The following is a 21,062-nucleotide window of genomic DNA, read 5'->3' as shown; positions in this document are numbered from 1 at the left end:
GAGCCGTTCGTCCGGCAGCGGGACTGGCCCGCAGGTTTCCATCCGATAGAGCCCCGGATCCGATGCTGCGCACCCCGTCCCGTCTCGCTCCGTCCGTCCTCCCCGCTCTCCTCGCCGTTCTCCTCGCCGCGGCGGTTCCGGCACTGGCCGAGGACATGCCCCGCCCTGCCCCGCCGGGCGTGGCGCCGTCGCTCGGCTCCGACACGCTCAAGCCCGGCAAGCCGGCGGCGAAACCCTATCTCGCCGACACGGCGCTGCCCGACGCCCTCAAGATCCTGCCGGCGCCGCCGGCCCACGACGCGCCCCTCGACAAGGCCGACCGGGCGGCCTTCAGCAGCACCCGCGCCCTCAAGGGCAGCCCGCGCTGGGAGATCGCCAGCAACGATGTTGCCGAGGGCGCCGCCGCGGTGCTGGAGAACTTCGCCTGCGTGCTCGGCACCCGGATCGACCAGACCCGGGTGCCGGCGGTGATCAACCTGCTGGAGCGGGCCCGCCTCGACCTCGCCCGGGCCACCCGCGGTCCCAAGGTGCATTACCGCCGGCTGCGGCCCTTCGTGGGCAACGAGGCCCCGATCTGCGTCCAGCGCAGCCAAGCGCTGGCCGACAGCTTCAGCTATCCCTCCGGCCATGCGACGCAGGGCTGGGCCTACGCGCTGATCCTGGCGGCCCTGGTGCCCGAGAAGGCGACCCCGATCCTGGTCCGCGGCCGGGCCTACGGCGAGAGCCGGATCGTCTGCGGCGTCCACTGGCTCAGCGACGTGGTCGCGGGGCGGCTGACCGGCACCACGGTCTTCGCGGCCTTGATGGGCGACCCGACCTTCCGGGCCGACCTGGAGAAAGCCCGCGCCGAGTTGCGCGCCGCCCTCGCCGGGGCCGGGACCGCGCCCGATCAGGCGACCTGCACCCGGGAGGCCGACGCCCTGCGAGAGCCGCCGCTGGAGTTCTGAGATCGGGCGGCGCAGATGAAGCGGCGCGCCCCCGGAGATCTCGGCGGGGCGCCGACAGCTCTTTTGCGCGTGGGGGATCTGACCGCGGGTCGGATGCAGTTCCGGCTCTGAACAGCGCGCCAGGCTGGAACGGTTATAGATTTTAGGTCTTCTAACTGTGTGATTTTCAACACGAATCTGCCTTGCCCGATCATCCTTGAGCAGCCCATCGTGAGCGCGCGATCGCCGGTCACCGGTGTCGGTTCGGGCTTCGAGGGTTCATGCGTTCGGTCCGCCTCACGGTTCTGCTCGCCTCGACGGCGCTCGCCGGCTCCGCCCTCGCCCAGGAGGCGAAGGTGCAGCTCAACGAGATCTCCGTGGAGGCCGCAGGCCCCGCCCCGGCCGCCGCGGCCGTCTCCGGCGCGGGCGGCAATGTCAGCGGCGGCGACGGCAACAGTTCGGCCACCAGCGGGGGCGGTGGCGGGCCCTCGGGGGTCACCGGCTACGTCGCCCGGGTCAGCCCCACCGCCACCAAGACCAACACCGCGCTGATCGACACCCCGCAATCGGTCTCGGTCGTCACCCGCGAGCAGCTCAACGACCGCAACGTCCAGAGCGTCAACGAGGCTCTGGCCTACACACCCGGCGTGTCGAGCAACGTGTTCGGCTTCGACCCGCGCTTCGACGCCTTCTACATCCGCGGCTTCGCCGCGACGAACAACGGCGTCTTCCGCGACGGCCTGCGCCAGCCCGGCGTCGGGCAGGCGGTGGCCCGGATCGAGCCCTACGGCACCGAGGCGCTGACCATCCTGCGCGGACCATCCTCCGGCCTCTACGGGCTGGGCTCACCGGGCGGCATCGTCGACATCACCTCGAAGCGGCCGGTCTTCGTGCCCTTCGGCGAGGTCTGGTTCCAGGGCGGCAACTTCGACCGCACCCAGGGGAATTTCGACATCGGCAGCCCGATCGAGGGCTCGGACGGCACCCTCGCCTTCCGGCTGACCGGCGCGTTCCGCGAGGCGAACACGTTCCTGCCGAGCGGCACCGACAACCGCTTCACCATCGCGCCGGCGCTGACCTGGAAGCCCTCGGCCGACACCACCTTCACGCTGCTCACCGAGTTCCAGCACTCCAAGGCGCCCGGCACCTCGGCCTTCTACACCGCGCCGGGCTTCGTCATCACCCGCCTCTACCAGGGCGACGCGGCCTTCAACGCCCTGAACCAGGATTCCTACCGCATCGGCTACGCCTTCGAGCACCGGTTCTCGGACGACCTGATCTTTCGCCAGAACTTCCGTTACCAGAACATCGACAGCCATCTCGCCTACACGCAGATCGACAGCGTCACCGGCCTCTCGGCCCAGCGCGAGAATGGGCTGATCCACGACCGGCTCGGCTACGTAGCGGTCGACAACCAGCTCGAGGCGCATCTCATCACCGGCCCGGTGAGCCACACCTTGCTCGCCGGCGTCGATTACCTCCACTACGATTACCGGCGCGATGCCGGCTTCGGCCTGATCCCGGACCTCAACCTCGCGGGCGTCAGCGACTTCTCGACCTTCCGCTACCGCACCTTCGTGCCCCGCCCGGCCCTCGCCTCGGCCTCCGAGCAGTCGCAGGACCAGATCGGCCTCTACATCCAGGAGCAGGCGAAGTTCGACCGCTTCGTCCTGACGCTGACCGGCCGCCAGGATTTCGTCAGCCAGTCCACCCGCGCCGGCACGCCCGGCAGCCTCGGTGCGGCGCGGAGCCAGGACGATTCCGCCTTCACGGGCCGCGCCGGTCTCAACTACCTGCTGGCGCCGGGGCTGGTGCCCTACGCGAGCTACGCCACGACCTTCACGCCGCAGCTCGGCGTCGACATCAACGGCCGCCCGTTCAAGCCCGCCACCGGTGATCAGATCGAGGCCGGCGTGAAGTACGCCATCCAGGACACCAACATCACCGGAAGTTTTGCCGGCTTCGATATCGTGCAGTCGAGCGTCCTGCAGACCGATCCGACCAACGTCGCCAATCAGGTCGCCTCGGGATCGGTCCAGTCCAAGGGCTTCGAGGCCGAGCTGACCGCCAATTTCGCGCCGGGGACAAATCTGACCGTCGCCTACACGCATCTCGACCTGCGCTATCGCAACGCGACCTTCCCGGGCACGACCCAATCGATCAGCGGCAATGCCGTCTCGGGCATCCCGGGCGACACCTTCGCGGCCTTCGGGACCTATCAATTCCCGCCCGCCTCGCCGCTGCGCGGCCTGCAGATCGGCGGTGGCATCCGCTACACGAGCACGAGCTTCGCCGACGACCTCAACACCGTGCGCAACCCGACGGTGACGCAATTCGACGCCTTGGTGGCCTACGATTTCGCGGCTTTGGACCCGAAGTACAAAGGCTTCCGGGCGCAGATCAACGCGTTCAACATCTTCGACCGCGACTACTACACGTGCCAGTCCGGCTTCTGCTACCGCGGCGCCCCCGCCACGGTGATCGGCAGCCTGATCTACCGCTGGTAGTGAAGGGCCGGTCAGTCTGTGCCGGCTCCGAGGTGGGCCTCAGCTTCGAACCGTTTCACATTTTAAACGTTCTAAGTGTGTGATCTAGAACACGTTTTCGGCTTGATCAACAAACCGTGAACGGGTGAAGAGGACCTCAAGTGCCGATCAACGGCGCGAATACAGGGTCTTTGATGTTCACGCGTTCTGCCTCCCTCGGTCTGCTCCTCGCCTCCACGGCCCTCGTCGGGCCCCACATGGTCAGTCGCGCCGCGGCCCAGCCCGCCGATGTCCAGCTCAACGAACTCTCGGTCGAGGCTGCCGGCCAAGTCGTGACCGGTCCGGCGGTCTCCGGGGCGGGCGGCAATGTCAGCGGCGGCGACGGCGGCAACAGCTCGGCCACCAGCGGGGGCGGGGGCGGCCCCTCCGGCGTCACCGGCTACGTCGCCCGGATCAGCCCGACCGCCACCAAGACCAACACACCGCTGATCGAGACCCCGCAATCCGTCTCGGTGGTCACCCGCGAGCAGCTCAACGACCGCAACGTCCAGAGCTTCAGCGACGCCCTCGCCTACGTGCCGGGCGCCACCATCAACGTCTCGGGCTTCGACCCCCGCTTCGATCAGGTCTTCATCCGCGGCTTCGACGTGCTCTCCAATCAGGGCACCTACCGGGACGGCCTGCGCCAGATCGGCAGCGGCTTCATCTTCCCGCGCATCGAGCCCTACGGGCTGGAGGCCGTGACGGTCCTGCGCGGGCCGGCCTCGGGCCTCTACGGCCTCGGCTCACCGGGTGGCATCCTCGACGCCACCTCGAAGCGCCCGGTCTTCGCGCCCTTCGGCGAGGTCTGGTTCCAGTCCGGCAGCTTCGACCGCTTCCAGGGCAATTTCGACCTCGGCGGCCCGGTGGAGGGCTCGAACGGCACCATGGCCTACCGGCTGACCGGCGTGCGCCGGGAAGCCGGCACCTTCATCGGCCGCGGCACCAACGACGACCAGCTCAACATCGCCCCGGCCTTCACGTGGAAGCCCTCGGCCGACACCACCCTCACCTTCCTGAGCGAATTCCAGGTCCGGAACACGCCGGCCACCGTGTTCTACTACAACGATCCCGGCTTCCGGGTGACCAAGTATTACAGCGGCGACCCGCGCTTCGCCGGGCTCGACCAGACGCAGTACCGGATCGGCTACGCCTTTGAGCACCGGTTCTCGGACGACCTGATCTTCCGCCAGAACTTCCGGCACTACGGGATCTTCCTCAGCGCCAAATACACCAGCATCGATTCCATCAACGAAGCGCGCACGCTGGGCTCCCGCTCGACCGGCTATATCCGCGAGGGGCTGGTGCAGCAGACGCTGGACAACCAGCTCGAGGCGCACCTCGTCACCGGCCCGGTCTCCCACACCCTGGTGGCGGGCGTGGACTACGCCCATTACGGTCTGAGCAACCGCTTCGGCGGCGGCCCCGCCCCCGACCTCAACCTCATCACCCAGAATTACGGCCGGCAATTCATCCCGACGCCGACGCTGGCGAGCCCGACGCGGCAGGCCCAGGACCAGATCGGCGTCTATCTGCAGGATCAAGCCCGGTTCGGCGACTTCATCCTGACGCTGAACGGGCGCCACGACTGGATCTTCCAGGACAACCGCACGACGCCGGTCAGCGCGGTCACCCGCCAGGACGACACCGCCTTCACCGGCCGCGTCGGCCTCGGCTACGTGCTGGCGCCCGGCCTCGTGCCCTACGCGAGCTACGCCACGACCTTCACGCCCCAGGTCGGCACGGATGCTCGCGGCCAGGCCTTCAAGCCGGCGAGCGGCGACCAGATCGAGGCCGGCGTGAAGTACCTGATCCCCGGCACCAACATCCAGACCGCCTTCGCGGGCTTCGACATCGAGCAGTCGAGCATCCTGCGCACCGACCCGACCAACATCGCCTTCCAGGCCGCGACCGGCTCGGTGCGCTCCCGCGGCTTCGAGGCCGAGGCGACCGCCAACCTCGCGCCGGGCACGAACCTGACCATCGCCTACACGCACCTCGATTTCCGCTTCCTGAGCCAGACCTCGTTCGGGGGCGCCAACCAGGACGGGAACCGCGTCTCCGGCATCCCAAGCGACACCTACGCGTCGTTCCTCACCTACGCGTTCCCGACCTACTCGGCCTTCCGGGGCCTGACGATCGGCGGCGGCATCCGCTACATCGGCACCAGCTTCGCCGACGACGACAACACGGTGCGCAACCCCACCGTGACGCTCTACGACGCGCTGGTCGCATACGATTTCGCCGTGATCGACCCGAAGTATCAGGGCCTGCGCGCGCAGATCAACGCCTACAACATCTTCGACCGGACCTATAACACCTGCGCGTTCGGAAACTGCTTCCGAGGCGCCCCGGCCACCGTCATCGGCAGCCTGATCTACCGCTGGTGATCCCGTAGGGGCGGGCGCCGGCATGGCTGGCCCCCGCCCCCGGCACTGGAGATCGGCGCGGAATCCGTCCTAAGGCCGGAGCATCGTCCTCCGCCCCGGGCCCGCCATGCTCTCGACCCTCCTGGTCGTGCTGCCGATCTTCGCGCTGATCTTCGCCGGCTGGCTGGCCCGGCGGATCGGCGTGCTCGGTGCCGCCGCCACCACCGAGCTCAACCGATTCGTGGTCTTCCTGGCGCTGCCGGCGCTGTTGTTCGACGTCACCGCCCACGCCCATTGGAGCGCCATCTGGAAGCCCGGCTTCATCGGCGCCTTCGGCCTCAGCAGCCTCGCGATCTTCGCGCTCACGGTGCTGATCCGGCGGGGGGAGGGGCGTCCGCTCGCCGATGCTGCTCTGGACGGGCTCAATGCCGGCTACGCCAACACCGGCTTCATGGGCTTCCCCCTGGCGCTCGTGGCCTTCGGTCCCGAGGCGCTGGCCCCCACCACGGTGGCGACGATCCTCACCGTCTGCGCCGTGTTCGCGGTGGCGATCGTGCTGATCGAGACCGGGCTGCGGCGCGAGGCGGCCGCGGCCGGGCAGGGCGGCGCCCGCGGCCCGGTCTGGCGCACGGTCGGCCGGTCGCTGCTGCGCAACCCGCTCTTGGTGGCGCCGGCACTGGGGGCCCTGGTGCCGAGCCTCGGGCTCGCTCTGCCGACGCCCGTGGAGACTTTCCTGAAGCTCCTCGGCGGCGCGGCCTCGCCCTGCGCCCTGGTGGCGCTCGGCCTGTTCCTGGCCCAGAAGCGCGGGCGGCAGAGCGGGCAGGGGCGGGTGGCGGGGCTCCTCGTCGGGCTGAAGCTCGCCGCCCATCCGCTGCTGGCCTACGGGCTCGGCCGCTACCTGTTCGACCTGCCGCCGCTCCTGCTGCACGTGGCGGTGCTGATGGCGGCGCTGCCCACCGGGACCGGACCTTTCATGCTGGCGGAGTTCTACCGGCGCGAGGCCGACCTGACCGCCACGGTGGTGCTGGTCTCGACGGTGCTGGCGGTCCTGACGGTCTCGGGCTACCTGGCGACGCTCTGAAACGTGGCCGATACCTGGCGACCACGCTCTTGCCGCAGAGGAATCGTAACGCTTCGGACCTAGCGTCATGGCGCGGGCCTCTGTGTCCGCGCTAGAACGATCCGGCGAAGCGGGGCGGAACGGCGGCTGATGGTGAGGTCTGGGGTATCGATCGCGGGTCGGGTCGGCCGTCTCGCCTGCGTGGCCGGCCTGGCGCTGAACCTCTCGGCCTGCTTTCGCCCGCTCTACGGGCCGACGGCCTCCGGCGAGACCGTCCAGGCGCTGCTCGCCTCCGTGCAGGTCGACGACGTGGTGATGGCCCAGGGCCAGGAGCGGCTCGGGCATTACCTGCGCAGCGAGCTGGTCTTCGACCTCGACGGGTCGGGCCAGCCCTCGGCCAAGCGCTACCGGCTGAAGCTTTCGGGCTCCGAGATCGTCCAGACCCCGATCGTCTCCTCGACGACCGGCCGCGCCGAGGCCGGCACCCTGGTGGCCAACATCAAGTACAGCCTCGAGGACATGACGGGTGCCAAGGTCTACACCGAGGGCGTGGCGACCTCGACCGCGACCTACGACCGGTCGGTCCAGCGCTTTGCCAGCCAGCGGGCGGCGCGCGACGCCGAGATCCGCCTCGCCAGCGTGCTCTCCGACCAGATCAAGAGCCGCCTCGCGGCCGTGCTCTCGACCAAGCCGTAAGCCGCGGTGACCGCGGTCAAGGCCGGTGAGATCGAGGGGCTGATCCGGCGTGGGCCCGACCCGCGCATCCCGGTGATCCTCGTCTACGGACCCGACACGGGTCTCGTCACCGAGCGCGCCCGCAAGCTCGCCGAGGATTTCGTCACCGACCCGGCCGACCCCTTCGCCCTGGTGCGGATCGACGGCGACGCCCTCGCCTCCGATCCGGGCCGGCTCTGCGACGAGGCCGGCACGATGGGCCTGTTCGGCGGCCGCCGGGCGATCTGGGTCCGGCCCGGCACCCGCAACTACGCGCCCGCGGTCGAGGCGGTGCTGGGCGCCACGGTCGCCGACGCCCGGATCGTCGTGGAGGCCGGCGACCTCGCCAAGAACAACCCGTTGCGCACCCTGTGCGAGCGCTCGGCCAAGGCTCTGGCAATTCCCTGCTACGCCGACGACGAGCGCACCCTCTCGGACCTGATCGAGCGCACCCTCCAGGAGCGCGGCCTGCGCATCGACCGCGCCGCCCGCGAGGTCCTGGCACGGAGCCTCGGCGGTGACCGCCGGGCCAGCCTGATGGAAATCGAGAAGCTCGCCCTCTACGCGGCCGGTGCGGGGACCGTGACCCTCGACCATGTCGAGGCCGTCACCAGCGACGTCGCCGCTAGCGTGCTCAACACCCTGATCGACGCGGCCTTCGACGGCCGCCGCGACGCGGTGGAGCGCGATTACCGGCGCTTCCGGCACGAGGGTCTCGATCCCGGCGTGGTCCTGGGCTCGGCGCTGCGGCACGCCCTGACGCTGCTCACCACCCGCCTCGACAACCCCGACAAGACGCCCGCCCTGATGGTGGCGACGTGGCGCGGCCTGCATTTCAAGCGCAAGGCCAGCATCGAGGGCCAGCTCGGCGTCTGGCCGCCCGGTACCCTGCGGCAGGCGGTGGCGGCCCTTCAGGCGGCCGTCCTGGCCTGCCGGCGGGCCGAGCCGGAACTGGCCCACGCCCTGGCCTCAGCGGCCCTGCTGCGCGTCGCCGAGGCCGGAGCGCGGCGTCGGCGGTAGGGCAGGGCGCGGGAGCGACCCGCCGGGGCGTTGCGGGGCTGGCGCGCCCGGCAGAACGCCCGCTCGACCCACCCTGCTCCGAGACCCGACCTCATCCCGAGGTGCCGGAGCGCAGCGGAGGCCTCGAAGGAGGGCTCCAGCCACGCGATCCCCGGAGCCTTCTTCGAGGCCCGCTGACGCGGGCACCGCAGGATGAGGGGCAGGTTGGGATCGAGCCCGGCGCCCCGAAGCAGGCCGGCTTGGTCTCAGCCGTCCGACACCCGGAAGCGGTTGAGCAGCCCCTGTAGCTCGTCCTGGGTCTCGTAGCGGATGCGGATCTCGCCGGAGGACTCGTCCTTCGGGCGGTACGAGACCGGGACGCCCAGCGCCCGGTGGATTCGCAATTCGAGGTCGCGCACCGGGGCGGCGCGCTCCGCGGACAGGCGCGGGCGGCCGGGCCGGGGCGCCTCGTTCGGCTGGGCCTCGGCGGCCGCGATGGCCTCCACGTCCCGGACCGACAGGCCCTCCGCCACGGCCCGGCGGGCCAGGGCCTCCGGATCCCGGACCGCGAGCAGCGCCCGGGCATGGCCGGCGGTCAGCTCGCCCTCGACGACGCGCTCCTGCACGGCGGCCGGCAGGTTGAGCAGGCGCAGGGTGTTGGCGAGGTGGCTGCGGCTCTTGCCGAGGATCTCGGCCAGCTCCTTCTGCGTGTACGAGAAGTCCTGCATCAGGCGCTCGTAGCCCGACGCCTCCTCGATCGGGTTGAGGTCGCTGCGCTGGACATTCTCCAGGATGGCGAATTCCAGCGAGGCGCGGTCGTCGATCTCGACGACCACCACCGGCACCTCGTCGAGCCCGGCCCGCTGGGCCGCCCGCCAGCGCCGCTCGCCGGCGACGATCTCGAACGTGCCGGGCACGTCACCGATCGGCCGCGCCACGATCGGCTGGATGATGCCGCGCTGACCGATCGAGGTCGCCAGCTCGGACAGTTCCGTCTCGCTGAAGCTCCGGCGCGGGTTGCGCGGGTTCGGCCGCAGGAACTCCACCGGGACCCTGCGCTGCGCGTCCACCTTCGCGGCAGCGGCCTGTCCCGTGTCGCCGAAATCACCGATCAGCGCCGCGAGGCCGCGCCCCAGTCGGGGTCTTGCCCCCTCCTCCGCCATGATCGCCACCCGTGTCACGCTCCACACATACCCCCCGGATCGGCGAGGGGCTCATCGGCGCCGTTCCGACCTCGTCGGGTACGGCTCCTGGTTCGATGCGCCCTCCGGAGCCAGCCGGCATCCGGTCCGCGGGGCGCTCGCGCAGTCCGATCAGGCCGCGGCCGGGACCCGGCCCTCGCGCTGGATCACCTCCGAGGCCAGGCGCAGATAGGCCTGGCTGCCGGCGCATTTCAGGTCGTACAGCAGGGCCGGCTTGCCGTGCGAGGGCGCCTCGGAGATGCGGACGTTGCGGGGGATCACAGTCTCGTAGACCTTGTCGCCCATGAAGCCGCGCACATCCGCCACGACCTGGGCAGAGAGGTTGTTGCGCGGGTCGAACATCGTCAGCACGATGCCCTGGATCGTCAGCTTCGGATTGAGGGCGCCGCGCACCTGCTCGACCGTCCGCAGCAGCTGGCTCAGACCCTCCAGGGCGAAGAACTCGCATTGCAGCGGCACCAGCACGGCATCGGCCGCCGCCAGCGCGTTGATGGTCAGCAGGTTCAGAGAGGGCGGGCAGTCGATCAGCACGTAGCTGATCTTCGACAGGCTCGGCGCCTGGGTCAGGCTCTTGAGCATCGAGCGCAGCCGGTGCGCCCGGTCGGGCAGGGTGGCCAGCTCCAGCTCGAGCCCGAGGAGATCCATGGTCGAGGGCGCGATCGACAGCCGCGGCACGGCGGTCGGCACCACCGCCTGCGCCAGCGAGGCCTCGCCAGCCATCACCTCGTAGGTCGAGACCCGCCGCTTGGCGCGGTCGATCCCGAGCCCCGTGGAGGCGTTGCCCTGCGGATCGAGGTCGATCACCAGCACGTCCTCGCCGATCGCCGCCAGCGCGGTGCCGAGGTTGATCGCCGTGGTGGTCTTGCCGACGCCGCCCTTCTGGTTGGCGAGCGCCAGAACGCGCAGAGGGCGTCGCATGGATGAATCCATGGACCGGTCGGCGGACTCGCCGAGGATCGGTTCGCTCATCGGTGGCTCGGGGCGGCGAGGGCAGTGACGCGCACGATCCGGGCAGCGGAATCGGTCCGGCTCGGCACGAGGTCGTTAACGACTGTCCACTGCGCGGACGCCTGGGTCAATTCGGCTTGTACATCCCGGCCCTTCGGAAACAGACCGGTGGTGCCCGTTTTCAACAGCGGCGCCGTCCAGGTGAGGAGCTGCGTCAGGGGTGCGAGGGCCCGGGCGCAGACGACCTCGATGCCCTGATACGCGTCGATCACCGCCTCGATGCGGGCGTTGCGCACCCTGACCGGTGCGCCGGTGAGGCGGGCCGTCTCGGTGAGGAAGGCGCATTTGCGCGCGTTGCTCTCCACGAGGTCCACCTGGATCCCGCGCTCGGTTCCGGCAATGGCCAGGATCAGCCCCGGGATACCGGCCCCGGAGCCGAGATCGAGCCAAGTCCGGGCCTCCGGGGCGAGGTCGAGGAGCTGCAGCGCATCGTCGATATGCCGGCGCCAGACCTCGTCCAGGGTGGCGGGGCCAACGAGGTTCTTGATCGGCTGCCAGCGGCGGAGCTGGGCGACGTAGAGGTCGAGCCGCTCGGCTGTTTCACGTGAAACACGGGAGCCGGCGAGGACACGGGCGCGGTCGGGATCGGTCATGCCGACAGACGATTCGCGTTCTCCCGCGCGCCGCGCCGGGCATGGGCGGCGAGCAGCGTCAGCGCGGCCGGGGTCACGCCTTCGATGCGCGCGGCCTGCCCGAGGGTCCCGGGGCGCACCGCCTCGAGCTTCACCCGCATCTCGTTGGAGAGACCGCTGATCGCCGCGTAGTCCAGCCCGGCCGGCAGGCGTACGGCCTCGTCCCGGCGGAAGGCCGCGATGTCGGCATTCTGACGATCGAGATAGACCGCATAGGTCGCGTCGGTCTTGAGCCGGTCGGCGATCCGCGGCGCGACCGCGGCGAGGTCGGGCCAGATTTCCGCCAGATCGGGCCATGCGATTTCCGGATAGGCGAGCAGCTGGAAGCCCGTCCGGCGGATGCCGTCGCGGTTCAAGCTGATCCCGTGGGCCGCTGCCTGGCTCGGCGTCAGGCTGACCGCGTCGAGCCGCGCCCGGGCCGCGTCGAGTTCCTGCTGCGACGCCGCGAAATGCGCCGCCCGGTGGCGGCCGACGCAGCCCAGGGCCTCCCCGCGCGGGGTCAGCCGGGCATCGGCGTTGTCCACCCGCAGGGACAGCCGGTACTCGGAGCGCGACGTGAACATCCGGTACGGCTCGCTGACCCCGTGGGTCACCAAGTCGTCGATCATCACGCCGAGGTAGGATTCGGCCCGGTCGAAGCCCGCGATGTCGAGGCCGCCGGCGGATCGGGCGGCGTTGAGGCCGGCCACCAGCCCCTGGCCGGCCGCCTCCTCGTAGCCGGTGGTGCCGTTGATCTGGCCGGCCAGGAACAGCCCCGGCAGGCGCTTCACCTGCAGGCCCGTGTCGAGCTCGCGCGGGTCGACGTAATCGTACTCGATGGCATAGCCCGGCCGGAGGATCGCGGCCCGCTCCAGCCCTGGAATCGCCCGGATGATCGCCTGCTGCACCTCTTCCGGAAGGGCCGTCGAGATGCCGTTCGGGTAGATGGTCGGGTCGTCGAGCCCCTCGGGCTCCAGGAAGATCTGGTGCCCTTCGCGGTCGCCGAAGCGCACCACCTTGTCCTCGATGGACGGGCAGTAGCGCGGCCCGCGGCTGGCGATGCCGCCGGAATACATCGGCGACCGGTGCAGGTTGGCGCGGATCAGGTCGTGGACGGCTTGGCTCGTCCGGGTGATGCCGCACCGGATCTGCGGATTGGTGATCCGCTCGGTCAGCGTCGAGAACGGCACCGGCTCGGCATCGGCCTCCTGCATCTCCAGAGCGGCCCAGTCGATGGTCCGGCCGTCGAGGCGCGGCGGCGTACCGGTCTTCAGGCGCCCGAGGCGCAGGCCGAGGCGGTCCAGCGTCCGCGCGAGCCCGACCGCCGGCGCCTCGCCGACGCGGCCCGCCGGGATCTGCCGCTCGCCGATATGGATCAGGCCGCGCAGGAAGGTGCCGGTGGTCAGCACCACGGCGGCGCAGGCGAGGGTACGGCCGTCGGCCAGGACGAGACCGGCGATGCGGCCGCCGGTGTCGAGGACGAGATCCTCGCAGGCCCCCGCGATCACCGTCAGGCCGGCTGTCTCGGCGATGGCCGCCTGCATGGCGGCCGCGTAGAGCTTCCGGTCGGCCTGGGTCCGGGGGCCGCGCACCGCCGGTCCCTTGCGGCGGTTGAGCAGGCGGAACTGGATGCCGGCGGCGTCCGCGACGCGGCCCATCAGCCCGTCCAGGGCATCGACCTCGCGCACGAGGTGGCCCTTGCCGAGGCCGCCGATGGCGGGGTTGCACGACATCGCCCCGATCGTGGCCGGGTCGTGGGTGACCAGGGCGGTGCGCGCGCCGCAGCGCGCCGCGGCGGCGGCGGCCTCGACGCCGGCATGGCCGCCGCCGACGATCGCGACGTCGAACCGGTCGGGTGAGGGGGTGGGCATCGGGTGACGCGCGGCCTTTCGCTGAAGTCCCGCCGCATCGTCCGCACGGGGGAGGGGCCCCAGGTCGGGCCGGTCAGGCCGGTCTAAGCGCGCGCGGACGCGGCGGTCAACGCGTCGCGCCGTCCGCCCGCCGCGGCCCGCCCGGTCGGGCCGGGATCGCGCGGACCGGCAATACGGCAGTACAGTATTCCGAGCCTGCGCGCCGCCCGCCTCTGTCCCGCGACGATGCTATACTTCGAGCTGGCCGGTGAGGACTGTCCCGGCCGCCCTTGCCAGGTGGTCCCGGCCATGCAAGTCTTGGCCGTCACGGAATCCTGAACGGACAACGGCGTCCGTCAGGCCCACGCGGGGGATTGTTTCGCTGCGTCGCGGAGCGACGCGCGGTGAGGAGAGATCGAGATGTCGTCGCTGACGATCGGCCTGGGTGCCGTCTGTTGCGCGGCCGGCGCCGCCGCCCATTTCCTCGACAGCACAAAGCGCAAGGAAGGCCTGTTTGGCCTCGCGGGTTTCGCCCTGCTGCTGACCGGGATGTTCCTGACTCGCTCCTGAGACCCACAGCGGCCGGAGACCCAGCCTCGGGCCGCTGCCGGAGCCGGCTCAGCCGGTCATCGCGGTGGCCGTGTAGCCCGCCTTGGTCAGGGCTTCGACGACCACCAGGGCCTGCGCGTCGGTGCGGATCGCCACCTGCCCGGTCGCGCGGTCGACCTGAACCTCGGCCGCGGGATCGAGGCGCTGGACCGTTCGGGTCACTGCCGCGGCGCAGCCGTCGCAGGTCATGCCCTCGACCCGCATCAGCAGATCCGTGTGCGTCGCGTCCATCGCGTCCTCCGAGAAGCCAGGCCCCGGGATGTCGGGACCGGATCCGCCCCGCGCAAGGCGGGCGGCTCAGAACAGGGCCGGCATCCGGAACGCGTAATCGATCCGCAGGCCGAACTGATACTGATTCGGGTTGCCGAAGGGACGGCGCACCAGCGGGCTGTCGCCGGACACGCCCAGGATCCGGGTGTAGCCGGCATAGGCCGTGTAGGCCCAGGTCTCGTTCGGCGTGTAGGTCACGGCGCCGAGAGCGCCCGCCGAGTAGAAGCTGTCCGGATCGTAGGGGGTGACGCGGCCGTTGAGGGCCGCCTCGGTCGGGGACACGCCGAAATACTTCCGGGCGAAGCTGGCATCGCCGATGTTGAAGCGCGGCCCGATCGAGAACAGGAGCTTGTCGACCGGTATCAGATAGTCGGCCGCCACTGAGCCGACCGTACCGTGATGTCCGTAGATGCCCTGCCGGATCTCGGCGCGGGTGCGGATGAACGAGACCGGGTAGAATTCCGCGAACACGCCCGGCTCGACCGCGAAACGCGCGTCGCGGAAGCCGAACAGGTGGCGCCGGTCGTCGCCGTAGTAGCGGCCCGGCACGAAGCGGGCGGTCGGCCCGATCCGGAAGGTCTCGCTGTCGTAGAGGGACAGGCTGAAACCGTCGTCGGGGGCCGAGAAGCGGCGCGGCTCCCCGACCCGGCGGATGTCAATCGAGGGATAACCCACCGCCGTGTAGTCGCTCGCGCCAGGATAGCGCGGCACGGCCTGGATCGAGCCGCTCACCGTCACGATCCAGGTGCTGGGATCGACCATCGCGAAGGTCGGCGTGGCGCGCGGCAGCACCGCGCCGAGATCGGCGGCGCGCGACGCCGTCGGAACGCTGGCGGCGACGAGCGCGGCGGCGCCGAGCACGGCGCGGATTCGAGAGGGACGGAGGGAGACTGACGTCATGGCCACGCTTTATGGCGCCTTTTCATCCGCTCCGCATTCGCAAGCCGCGCAACCCTCCCCGGAACGCCTCGCAATCGGGTCGGCCGTGACGATTCCGCAACGTTCCAGCGGGCGCGGGCGTCACACCACCCGGAATTCACACCCTGCGCGCCGCAGCAGGACGCACACGGCCTTGCCGCCCCGGCCGCGCGGCGCCAAAGATTCGGCGAGCGGTTCTCGCCCGGCGGGGTTTCGCGCGGGATCTCCCCCGGCGACCGGTGCGTGACCCTGGCGGGTGTTGAGACGATGGTCCCGGTCCTCGGCCGGTACGCGGGGCTGTTGACGGTCGGCCTTCTCGGGCTCGTCGTGTTCGGGCCGCTCGCCGTGTTCCTGCCGCTCTGGAGTGCCCTGACGCTCGGTGTCCTGTCCGCCGGGGTCGCGGGCCTCGCCCTGACCCGCATCGCGGTCCTGAAGGCGCGCTGCGAGAAGTTGTCCGGCGAGGTCGACCTGCTGTCCCGCCGCCTGCTCAAGGTCGAGACCGGCACCGCCACCGCCGCCGCGCAGCCGCAGCCCGAAGCCGCCGAGGCGGCGCTCCGGGCGCAGATCGAGGAGCTCACCGTCGAGTTCGGGCTCCTGAGCGGGATCGTCCGGGACCTCACCGGAGTGGTGACCGCGCAGGATGCCGAGATCGCCCGCCTCAACGCCCGGCCGGTCGCGGCGCCGGATTTGCGGTCCGAAATCCGGGCCGAGATCCGGGCCGAGCTGGCCGCGCCCGCACCGGAGCCGATCCCTCCGTTACGCCCGCAGGCCGCCGCACTCGAGGCGCTGCCCGTCGCGGCCACCCGGCCGGTCCTGCCGGCCTCGCCCGCGGCGCGACCGATCCCGCCATTGCCGCTTCCGCCGCGACCGATCCCGCCGCGACCGATCCCGCCCCGACCGGCCCGGGAGCCCGAGGAAGAGGCCGAGATCATCCGAGCCTTCGAGGGGGAGGGGCTGGAGATCCATCTCCAGCCGGTTGTCACCCTGCCTCAGCGCAAGGTCGTGGCCTACGAGGCGCTGGCCCGGCTGCGGGTCGGCGGCGTGTCGACCGAGCCCGAAACCTTCCTGCCGGTGCTGGAGCGCCACGGGCGCACCACCGAGCTCGACCGCCGCATGCTGCAGCGGGCCGCCATCGTGACCCGCCACCTCGCCCGGCGGGGCAGCGAGACCATGCTGACCTACGGCCTGTCGCCGCTGTCGCTGTTCGAGCCCGGCCTGATGCGCGAGCTGGCCCGCATGGCGGCGGACGATCCCGCCCTGGCGGGCCTGGTGATCGGCCTGCCGCAGGCGAGCTGGCGCGGCCTCGATGCCGGCCAGCGGGGCCTGCTGGCGCCCCTGCGCGGCCGGATCGGCTTCGGCCTCGACCGCCCGGACGACCTCCGCTTCGACGCGGCGGAGCTGGCCGCGCTCGGCATCGGTCAGGTCAAGGTCCCGGCGGAGATGCTGCTGCGCCCGGCCTCCGAGCGGGACCGCCTCGCCGACATCGCCGTCGAGGATACCGCGCCGGCCCTTGCGCGCGCCGGCATCCGGCTGGTCGCCACGGAGATCGGCGACGAGGCGGATGTGCCCGATCTGATCGACCTCGACGTGCCGTTCGCGCAGGGCTCGGCCTTCGCGACGCCCCGGCCCGTCCGCGCCGAAGTCCTGGCGACGCCCTCCGACGGCCCCGTGCCGCCCCCCGAGCCGGAACCGGAGCGGCGCTCCTTCCGGTCGGTCCTGCGTCGCGCCGTCTGATCCGGTTTCCGTCCGAGAGCGTTGGGTGGGGTGTCCGCATCCGTCATCACGCGCAGCGAAGCGATCCGGGGCAGCAGGACTCCTCCGGAGGTCGCGCGACCCTGGATGGCTTCGCTCCGCCCGCCAGGACGGCCGGCGCGGCCTCACCAGTAGATCTGCAGGCGCCCGATGACGGTGTCGACCGAGAACGGCGCAGTGCTGAGCGTGTCGGCCTGCGCCGCGCCGGGCCGCACGCGGCCGTGGATGTAGTTGGCGATGAGGCGGAGATTCGGTTCCGGGTACCAGCTCAGGCCGAGGGTGACATCCCGCTCCAAGCCGCCGCGCAGGCCCCGGTCGTCGAGGTCGATGGCGCTGAAGCGGGCGGCCAGCTCGAACACGCCGATCCCGCCCCGCGAGACCCGCTGCCCCTCCGGCACGGCCACACCCTTGAAGGTGGCGTAGGTGGTGCCGCCATTCGGCGTCAGGGCGTAGCGGCGGCCCTCCCCGTTCAGCACGAGGGCCGCCTCGATGTAGCCGCCCTGGAAGGCCCGCGCCGGCGGCGACCCGCCGGGCCCCGCGAAGCGCTCGATCTCGGCCCGGATGTACTCGGCCTGGACCAGGAACGGGCCGTTGCGATAGGCGAATTCCGCGCCGAGCCGCGAGACGCGCGCCACGTCGGGCAGGTCGCCGGTATCGGCGAACGGGCGCGCGAACAGCGACGCCTCCGCTTGAGTCGAGAAGCTGAAATCGCCGTCGCTCCGGGACCGGCGGCGATAGATCCCGGCGAGCCCGAAATGCAGGGTCTCGTTATCCGTCAGGATCGGCGCCACCGTCGCCCGCCCCGCGGCCGCGACGCCGTCCCCGCCGATGCCGTTGCTGGCGGCGTTGCCGAACACGCCGGCCACGGCGGTCCAGGCCTGCCCGTGATGCCCGACCGCGAAGCCGAAGCGTCGGTCCGGCACGAAGGCGTTGGCGAGCGAGCGCTCGGTGAACAGCGTGTCGTTGTTGCTCTGCAGCCATTCCAGGCTGAACGGCACCTTCATGTTGCCGAGGGTCAGGATCGTGTCCGGCAGCCCCTTCCAGGCCACGAAGGCGTCGTTGATCGGCAGTTGCGGATCGCTGAAATCGTACTGGAAGGCGATCACCCAGTCCTTGCCGATGGTCAGCGTCGGCTCGATCCAGGCGCGGCGCACGGCGACCTTGTCGGGGAAGGCTTCGGGCAGGCCGGGCCGGCTGAAGCCCGCCGTGCCGGCATCGAGGTGGAGCCGGCCGCCGATATTCAGCGTCACCTCGGGATCGGGAAACGTGAGGGTCAGCCCCTTCTCGTCGTAGCGCAGGCGCTCTCCGTAGGGGCCGGCCATGCCCTCGAATGCGTCGTCCCCGGCGCGGGCGGGGGTCGCGCAGGCGAGGGAGGCGGCCAAGAAGGCCTGGGCGGGGCGCGATCCGATCACGGGGCCAGCAGAGAGCAGGTCGGCCCGGCAGCGCCAACAGCGTGGGATAGCAAACCGTAAAAACGCTGGGGGCGTGACCCGGCTGCCACGATGCAGTTCCCGGGACGGCGCCCTGGCGCCGGCCAGCAGCACTGGGGATGCTGAAGGCGCGCAGCCCGGTGACTGGGTGCCCCGGGGCACGCTGGATCAAGGGTCGATTGCGGACCGATCCGGGCCAGAGCAACCTACGTGATGGAAGCCGGCAGCATTTGCGGCACCTTCGCGCGGCCTGCTCCGGACCTGCAGGCCTGGAAGGGTCGTGCCGATGTCTGCCGGGTCACTCTCCCGCCGCCGCGTCCTGGCGGTCGAGGACGAGTACTTCATCGCGGAGGAGCTGGAGGAAGCGCTGCGGAATGCCGGGGCCACCGTGCTCGGGCCGGTCGCGTCTGTCGACGGCGCCCTCGCCCTGCTCCGAACCGAGGCGGCGCCCGAGGCGGCGATCCTCGACGTGAACCTGTGCGGCGAGATGGTCTATCCGGTCGCGGACCTGCTGACGGCGCGCGGCGTTCCGTTCGTGTTCGCCACCGGCTACGATCAGGCCGCCCTGCCCGAACGCTACGCCGCGGTGCGCCATTTGGTGAAACCGTTCGAGCCGCCCGCGGTCCTTCGGGAACTCGGGCGCCTGCTCGCGGGCACGACCGCGCCGGCGTAGGGCGGCCCAGGGCAGGGCGAGGGCCGCGGCAAACAGCCTATTCCCATCCTTCCCCTCATCCTGAGGTGCCCGCGTCAGCGGGCCTCGAAGGAGGGCTCCAGGGATCGCGCGGCCGGCTGGAGCCCTTCTGCGAGGCCTCCGCTGCGCTTCGGCACCTCAGGATGAGGGCAAGGGTGGGACGATGATGACCGGCCCTCGCGCGACGGCTTGTGTCCCGCCGTCGACCGTCTCGATGCGATCGAAAACGGCCCTACACGGCGAGATTGTCGATCAGCCGGGTCCGACCGAGGAAGGCGGCGGCGAGGACGCGCGCCGGGCCGTCGACCCGCTCCATCGGCGCCAGGGTCCGGGCGTCGCAGACGGCGAGGTACTGAACCCGGAAGCCCGCCACCTCCAGCGCGGCCCGCCCGGCGGCGATCCGGCCGGCCACCGGGGTGCCGTTGCGCGAGGCGGCCGCGATCTCGGTCAGCACGGCGTGGAGCCTCGGCGCGACCGCCCGCTCCTCGGGCGAGAGGTAGCGGTTGCGCGACGACAGGGCGAGGCCGTCCGGCTCCCGCACGGTCGGCACGCCGCGGATCTCGACCGCGAGATCGAGATCGGCCACCGCCTGCTGGATCACCCGGAGCTGCTGGAAATCCTTCTCGCCGAACAAAGCGACGTCCGGCCGGACCTGGTTCAGGAGCTTGGTCACCACGGTGGCGACCCCGGCGAAATGACCCGGCCGGAACGGGCCGCACAGCCCCTCGGACAGAGCCCCGACCTCGATCCGCGTGGCGAAGCCCGGCGGGTACATGGTCGGCACGTCGGGCGTCCAGGCGGCGTCGGCCCCCGCCCGGCCGAGGAGGGCCAGGTCGGATTCCACGTCTCGCGGATAGCGGGCGAAATCCTCGTTGGGGCCGAACTGCGTCGGGTTGACAAAGATGCTCGCCACGATGCGCTGCCCGAGCTTCCGGGCCTCCGCCACCAGGGCGAGATGGCCCTCGTGCAGGGCGCCCATCGTGGGGATCAGGACGACGCGCTCACCCGCTGCGCGCCACCCCGCCACGCAGCCGCGCAGGGCGGCGAGATCGCTGAAACGCTGCGGGATCGACTCGGGCACGGGACAGGCTCCGGGGGCGGTGCCGCCGGTCTAGAGCCGTTTCCGATCGCGTTGCAATCGGGAACGGCGCGACGGGGCCTCCGCGCCGCGCTGCCCCCCGTCAGGGACAATAGGGCAGGAGCGAGCGGCCGAAGGGATCGTCGACGCCCAGCGGTGGCGTGAAGCCGTAATAGCTCGGATGCGACAGGCCGTATTCCGAGCCGACATAGCTCGGATCGTCCGGCGCGTTGGTGGGCACCTTTGCCCGCCGGGGCGTGCAGCCCGCCGGCACCGGACGGCTCCGGACGGCGTAGACCGGCCGGCGATCGATCCCGTCATTGCGCGGGAAGAAGCGCGGGCTGCCGCTCACCCCGGACTCGTAGGCGCCGCGGACCTCGAGATCCGCCGCCGCGCCGGGACCAGCGGGCAGCAGGGCAAGTCCGAGCGCCGCCATCACCCCGCGCCCCACGATCCGCATGCCGGTCCCACCTTTCAGGAAGGCGCCACCGTGCGGGAACAGGGTAAACGCGCTCTTACCCGGCCCGGCTAGGCGAGCGGGACGACCAGGGCGTTCAGCGCCGCGACGAGGTCACCCTCGGTCAGGCGGATCTGGAGGCCGCGGCCGCCGCCGTTGACGTGGATCTCGGCGCCCGGGTCACCCAGGGAGCCGGCATCGACCGCCGTCGGGAAAGGCCGCTTCTGGCCGAGCGGGCTGATCCCGCCGACATGGTAGCCGGTCAGGCGCTCGGCATCGGCGGGCTTCAGCATCGCGGCGGCCTTGCCCGAGAAGGCGGCCGCGACGCGCTTCATCGCGACCTCCTTGTCGGAAGCCACCAGCAGGCAGACGGGGCGTCCATCCACCGCCGCCATCAGGGTCTTCAGCACCCGGCCGGGATCGACGCCCAACGCCTCCGCGGCCTGGAGGCCGATGCGGGAAGCGTCCGGATCGTAAGCGTAGGTGTGGACACTGTAGCGGTATCCGGCCTTGTCGAGGGCCTGCGTCGCACGTGTGATCTTGGCGGGGGCCTTCGCGGCTGTCTTCGCGGCTGTCTTGGCCATGATGTGTCC

Annotated in this window: 19 protein-coding genes; 9 read left to right on the top strand and 10 right to left on the bottom strand. The window is 71.2% G+C overall.

The genetic code is table 11. From position 1 onward, the window contains the following. The first annotated feature begins 62 nt into the window (after positions 1 to 62). The 6 genes from ABIE45_RS04150 (at position 63) to holA (ending at position 8,614) form a co-directional block, all read left to right on the top strand. Positions 63 to 947: a phosphatase PAP2 family protein gene (locus ABIE45_RS04150; RefSeq protein ID WP_192710404.1), complete on the top strand. Its 885-nt coding sequence runs from the start codon at positions 63 to 65 to the stop codon at positions 945 to 947. A 260-nt stretch (positions 948 to 1,207) separates the two neighbouring features. Beyond that, the gene (locus ABIE45_RS04145) at positions 1,208 to 3,433 is read left to right on the top strand and encodes a TonB-dependent siderophore receptor (RefSeq protein WP_192710405.1); all 2,226 of its coding nucleotides are present in this window, start codon (positions 1,208 to 1,210) and stop codon (positions 3,431 to 3,433) included. Between the two features lie 173 nt (positions 3,434 to 3,606). Beyond that, positions 3,607 to 5,841, top strand: coding sequence for a TonB-dependent siderophore receptor (locus ABIE45_RS04140; protein WP_192710406.1), 2,235 nt, complete (start codon positions 3,607 to 3,609; stop codon positions 5,839 to 5,841). A gap of 106 nt (positions 5,842 to 5,947) precedes the next feature. Further along, positions 5,948 to 6,901 carry an AEC family transporter gene (locus tag ABIE45_RS04135; protein WP_192710407.1) on the top strand — a complete coding sequence of 318 codons (954 nt, stop codon included), beginning with the start codon at positions 5,948 to 5,950 and terminating at the stop codon, positions 6,899 to 6,901. A 129-nt stretch (positions 6,902 to 7,030) separates the two neighbouring features. Then, positions 7,031 to 7,576, top strand: a complete 546-nt coding sequence (lptE, locus tag ABIE45_RS04130) for an LPS assembly lipoprotein LptE (RefSeq protein ID WP_192710408.1) — start codon at positions 7,031 to 7,033, stop codon at positions 7,574 to 7,576. Positions 7,577 to 7,582: 6 nt separating this feature from the next. Beyond that, on the top strand, positions 7,583 to 8,614 hold the full coding sequence (holA, locus tag ABIE45_RS04125) for a DNA polymerase III subunit delta (RefSeq protein ID WP_192710409.1): 1,032 nt from the start codon (positions 7,583 to 7,585) through the stop codon (positions 8,612 to 8,614). Between the two features lie 245 nt (positions 8,615 to 8,859). Here the strand turns inward: holA and ABIE45_RS04120 are convergent, their stop codons facing one another. The 4 genes from ABIE45_RS04120 to mnmG all read right to left on the bottom strand — a co-directional run bounded on the left by ABIE45_RS04120 (position 8,860) and on the right by mnmG (position 13,285). Beyond that, positions 8,860 to 9,756, bottom strand: a complete 897-nt coding sequence (locus ABIE45_RS04120; protein ID WP_192710494.1) for a ParB/RepB/Spo0J family partition protein — start codon at positions 9,754 to 9,756, stop codon at positions 8,860 to 8,862. Positions 9,757 to 9,906: 150 nt separating this feature from the next. Beyond that, positions 9,907 to 10,764 (bottom strand): ParA family protein, encoded by an 858-nt coding sequence (locus ABIE45_RS04115; protein ID WP_373622158.1) that lies wholly within the window; start codon positions 10,762 to 10,764, stop codon positions 9,907 to 9,909. Next, positions 10,761 to 11,396, bottom strand: a complete 636-nt coding sequence (gene rsmG / locus ABIE45_RS04110; protein WP_192710411.1) for a 16S rRNA (guanine(527)-N(7))-methyltransferase RsmG — start codon at positions 11,394 to 11,396, stop codon at positions 10,761 to 10,763. Before rsmG ends, ABIE45_RS04115 begins: the two co-directional genes overlap by 4 nt. Continuing rightward, a complete protein-coding gene (gene mnmG, locus ABIE45_RS04105; protein WP_192710412.1) occupies positions 11,393 to 13,285 on the bottom strand; it encodes a tRNA uridine-5-carboxymethylaminomethyl(34) synthesis enzyme MnmG in 1,893 nt (630 codons plus the stop codon). Before mnmG ends, rsmG begins: the two co-directional genes overlap by 4 nt. Positions 13,286 to 13,684: 399 nt before the next feature. Between mnmG and ABIE45_RS04100 the strand changes: the two genes are divergently transcribed. Continuing rightward, the gene (locus ABIE45_RS04100; RefSeq protein ID WP_192710413.1) at positions 13,685 to 13,834 is read left to right on the top strand and encodes a hypothetical protein; all 150 of its coding nucleotides are present in this window, start codon (positions 13,685 to 13,687) and stop codon (positions 13,832 to 13,834) included. A gap of 48 nt (positions 13,835 to 13,882) precedes the next feature. Here the strand turns inward: ABIE45_RS04100 and ABIE45_RS04095 are convergent, their stop codons facing one another. Both ABIE45_RS04095 and ABIE45_RS04090 read right to left on the bottom strand, forming a co-directional pair. Beyond that, complete coding sequence (locus ABIE45_RS04095; protein WP_192710414.1) at positions 13,883 to 14,104, bottom strand: heavy-metal-associated domain-containing protein; 222 nt, start codon at positions 14,102 to 14,104, stop codon at positions 13,883 to 13,885. Positions 14,105 to 14,170: 66 nt separating this feature from the next. Then, complete coding sequence (locus ABIE45_RS04090; RefSeq protein ID WP_192710415.1) at positions 14,171 to 15,049, bottom strand: MipA/OmpV family protein; 879 nt, start codon at positions 15,047 to 15,049, stop codon at positions 14,171 to 14,173. 279 nt (positions 15,050 to 15,328) lie between these two features. Between ABIE45_RS04090 and ABIE45_RS04085 the strand changes: the two genes are divergently transcribed. Continuing rightward, positions 15,329 to 16,795, top strand: coding sequence for an EAL domain-containing protein (locus ABIE45_RS04085; protein ID WP_192710495.1), 1,467 nt, complete (start codon positions 15,329 to 15,331; stop codon positions 16,793 to 16,795). Positions 16,796 to 16,938: 143 nt separating this feature from the next. Here ABIE45_RS04085 and ABIE45_RS04080 read toward each other — a convergent pair whose 3' ends face one another. Further along, positions 16,939 to 18,225, bottom strand: a complete 1,287-nt coding sequence (locus ABIE45_RS04080) for a porin (RefSeq protein WP_192710416.1) — start codon at positions 18,223 to 18,225, stop codon at positions 16,939 to 16,941. Positions 18,226 to 18,529: 304 nt separating this feature from the next. Between ABIE45_RS04080 and ABIE45_RS04075 the strand changes: the two genes are divergently transcribed. Continuing rightward, the gene (locus ABIE45_RS04075) at positions 18,530 to 18,916 is read left to right on the top strand and encodes a response regulator (protein ID WP_192710496.1); all 387 of its coding nucleotides are present in this window, start codon (positions 18,530 to 18,532) and stop codon (positions 18,914 to 18,916) included. 250 nt (positions 18,917 to 19,166) lie between these two features. On the opposite strand, the gene panC is transcribed toward ABIE45_RS04075, so the two are convergent. The 3 genes from panC to ABIE45_RS04060 all read right to left on the bottom strand — a co-directional run bounded on the left by panC (position 19,167) and on the right by ABIE45_RS04060 (position 21,053). Next, on the bottom strand, positions 19,167 to 20,015 hold the full coding sequence (gene panC, locus ABIE45_RS04070; RefSeq protein WP_192710417.1) for a pantoate--beta-alanine ligase: 849 nt from the start codon (positions 20,013 to 20,015) through the stop codon (positions 19,167 to 19,169). 100 nt (positions 20,016 to 20,115) lie between these two features. After that, positions 20,116 to 20,472 carry a hypothetical protein gene (locus ABIE45_RS04065; RefSeq protein ID WP_192710418.1) on the bottom strand — a complete coding sequence of 119 codons (357 nt, stop codon included), beginning with the start codon at positions 20,470 to 20,472 and terminating at the stop codon, positions 20,116 to 20,118. A 68-nt stretch (positions 20,473 to 20,540) separates the two neighbouring features. Then, entirely contained in the window at positions 20,541 to 21,053 is a 513-nt protein-coding gene (locus ABIE45_RS04060) for a YbaK/EbsC family protein (RefSeq protein ID WP_192710419.1), read from the bottom strand. Positions 21,054 to 21,062: the final 9 nt, after the last annotated feature.

Source organism: Methylobacterium sp. OAE515, from assembly GCF_041806315.1.
Lineage (GTDB): Bacteria > Pseudomonadota > Alphaproteobacteria > Rhizobiales > Beijerinckiaceae > Methylobacterium > Methylobacterium tardum.
This window is presented reverse-complemented; position numbering and strand designations above follow the sequence as displayed.

What these genes read in the sequence shown, in the direction of transcription:
- ABIE45_RS04150 (WP_192710404.1), top strand. Translation starts at nt 63, where the DNA reads ATGCTGCGCACCCCGTCCCGTCTCGCTCCGTCCGTCCTCCCCGCTCTC.
- ABIE45_RS04145 (WP_192710405.1), top strand. Translation starts at nt 1,208, where the DNA reads ATGCGTTCGGTCCGCCTCACGGTTCTGCTCGCCTCGACGGCGCTCGCC.
- ABIE45_RS04140 (WP_192710406.1), top strand. Translation starts at nt 3,607, where the DNA reads ATGTTCACGCGTTCTGCCTCCCTCGGTCTGCTCCTCGCCTCCACGGCC.
- ABIE45_RS04135 (WP_192710407.1), top strand. Translation starts at nt 5,948, where the DNA reads ATGCTCTCGACCCTCCTGGTCGTGCTGCCGATCTTCGCGCTGATCTTC.
- lptE (WP_192710408.1), top strand. Translation starts at nt 7,031, where the DNA reads ATGGTGAGGTCTGGGGTATCGATCGCGGGTCGGGTCGGCCGTCTCGCC.
- ABIE45_RS04120 (WP_192710494.1), bottom strand. Translation starts at nt 9,756, where the DNA reads ATGGCGGAGGAGGGGGCAAGACCCCGACTGGGGCGCGGCCTCGCGGCG.
- ABIE45_RS04115 (WP_373622158.1), bottom strand. Translation starts at nt 10,764, where the DNA reads ATGAGCGAACCGATCCTCGGCGAGTCCGCCGACCGGTCCATGGATTCA.
- rsmG (WP_192710411.1), bottom strand. Translation starts at nt 11,396, where the DNA reads ATGACCGATCCCGACCGCGCCCGTGTCCTCGCCGGCTCCCGTGTTTCA.
- mnmG (WP_192710412.1), bottom strand. Translation starts at nt 13,285, where the DNA reads ATGCCCACCCCCTCACCCGACCGGTTCGACGTCGCGATCGTCGGCGGC.
- ABIE45_RS04100 (WP_192710413.1), top strand. Translation starts at nt 13,685, where the DNA reads ATGTCGTCGCTGACGATCGGCCTGGGTGCCGTCTGTTGCGCGGCCGGC.
- ABIE45_RS04095 (WP_192710414.1), bottom strand. Translation starts at nt 14,104, where the DNA reads ATGGACGCGACGCACACGGATCTGCTGATGCGGGTCGAGGGCATGACC.
- ABIE45_RS04085 (WP_192710495.1), top strand. Translation starts at nt 15,329, where the DNA reads ATGGTCCCGGTCCTCGGCCGGTACGCGGGGCTGTTGACGGTCGGCCTT.
- ABIE45_RS04075 (WP_192710496.1), top strand. Translation starts at nt 18,530, where the DNA reads ATGTCTGCCGGGTCACTCTCCCGCCGCCGCGTCCTGGCGGTCGAGGAC.
- ABIE45_RS04065 (WP_192710418.1), bottom strand. Translation starts at nt 20,472, where the DNA reads ATGCGGATCGTGGGGCGCGGGGTGATGGCGGCGCTCGGACTTGCCCTG.
- ABIE45_RS04060 (WP_192710419.1), bottom strand. Translation starts at nt 21,053, where the DNA reads ATGGCCAAGACAGCCGCGAAGACAGCCGCGAAGGCCCCCGCCAAGATC.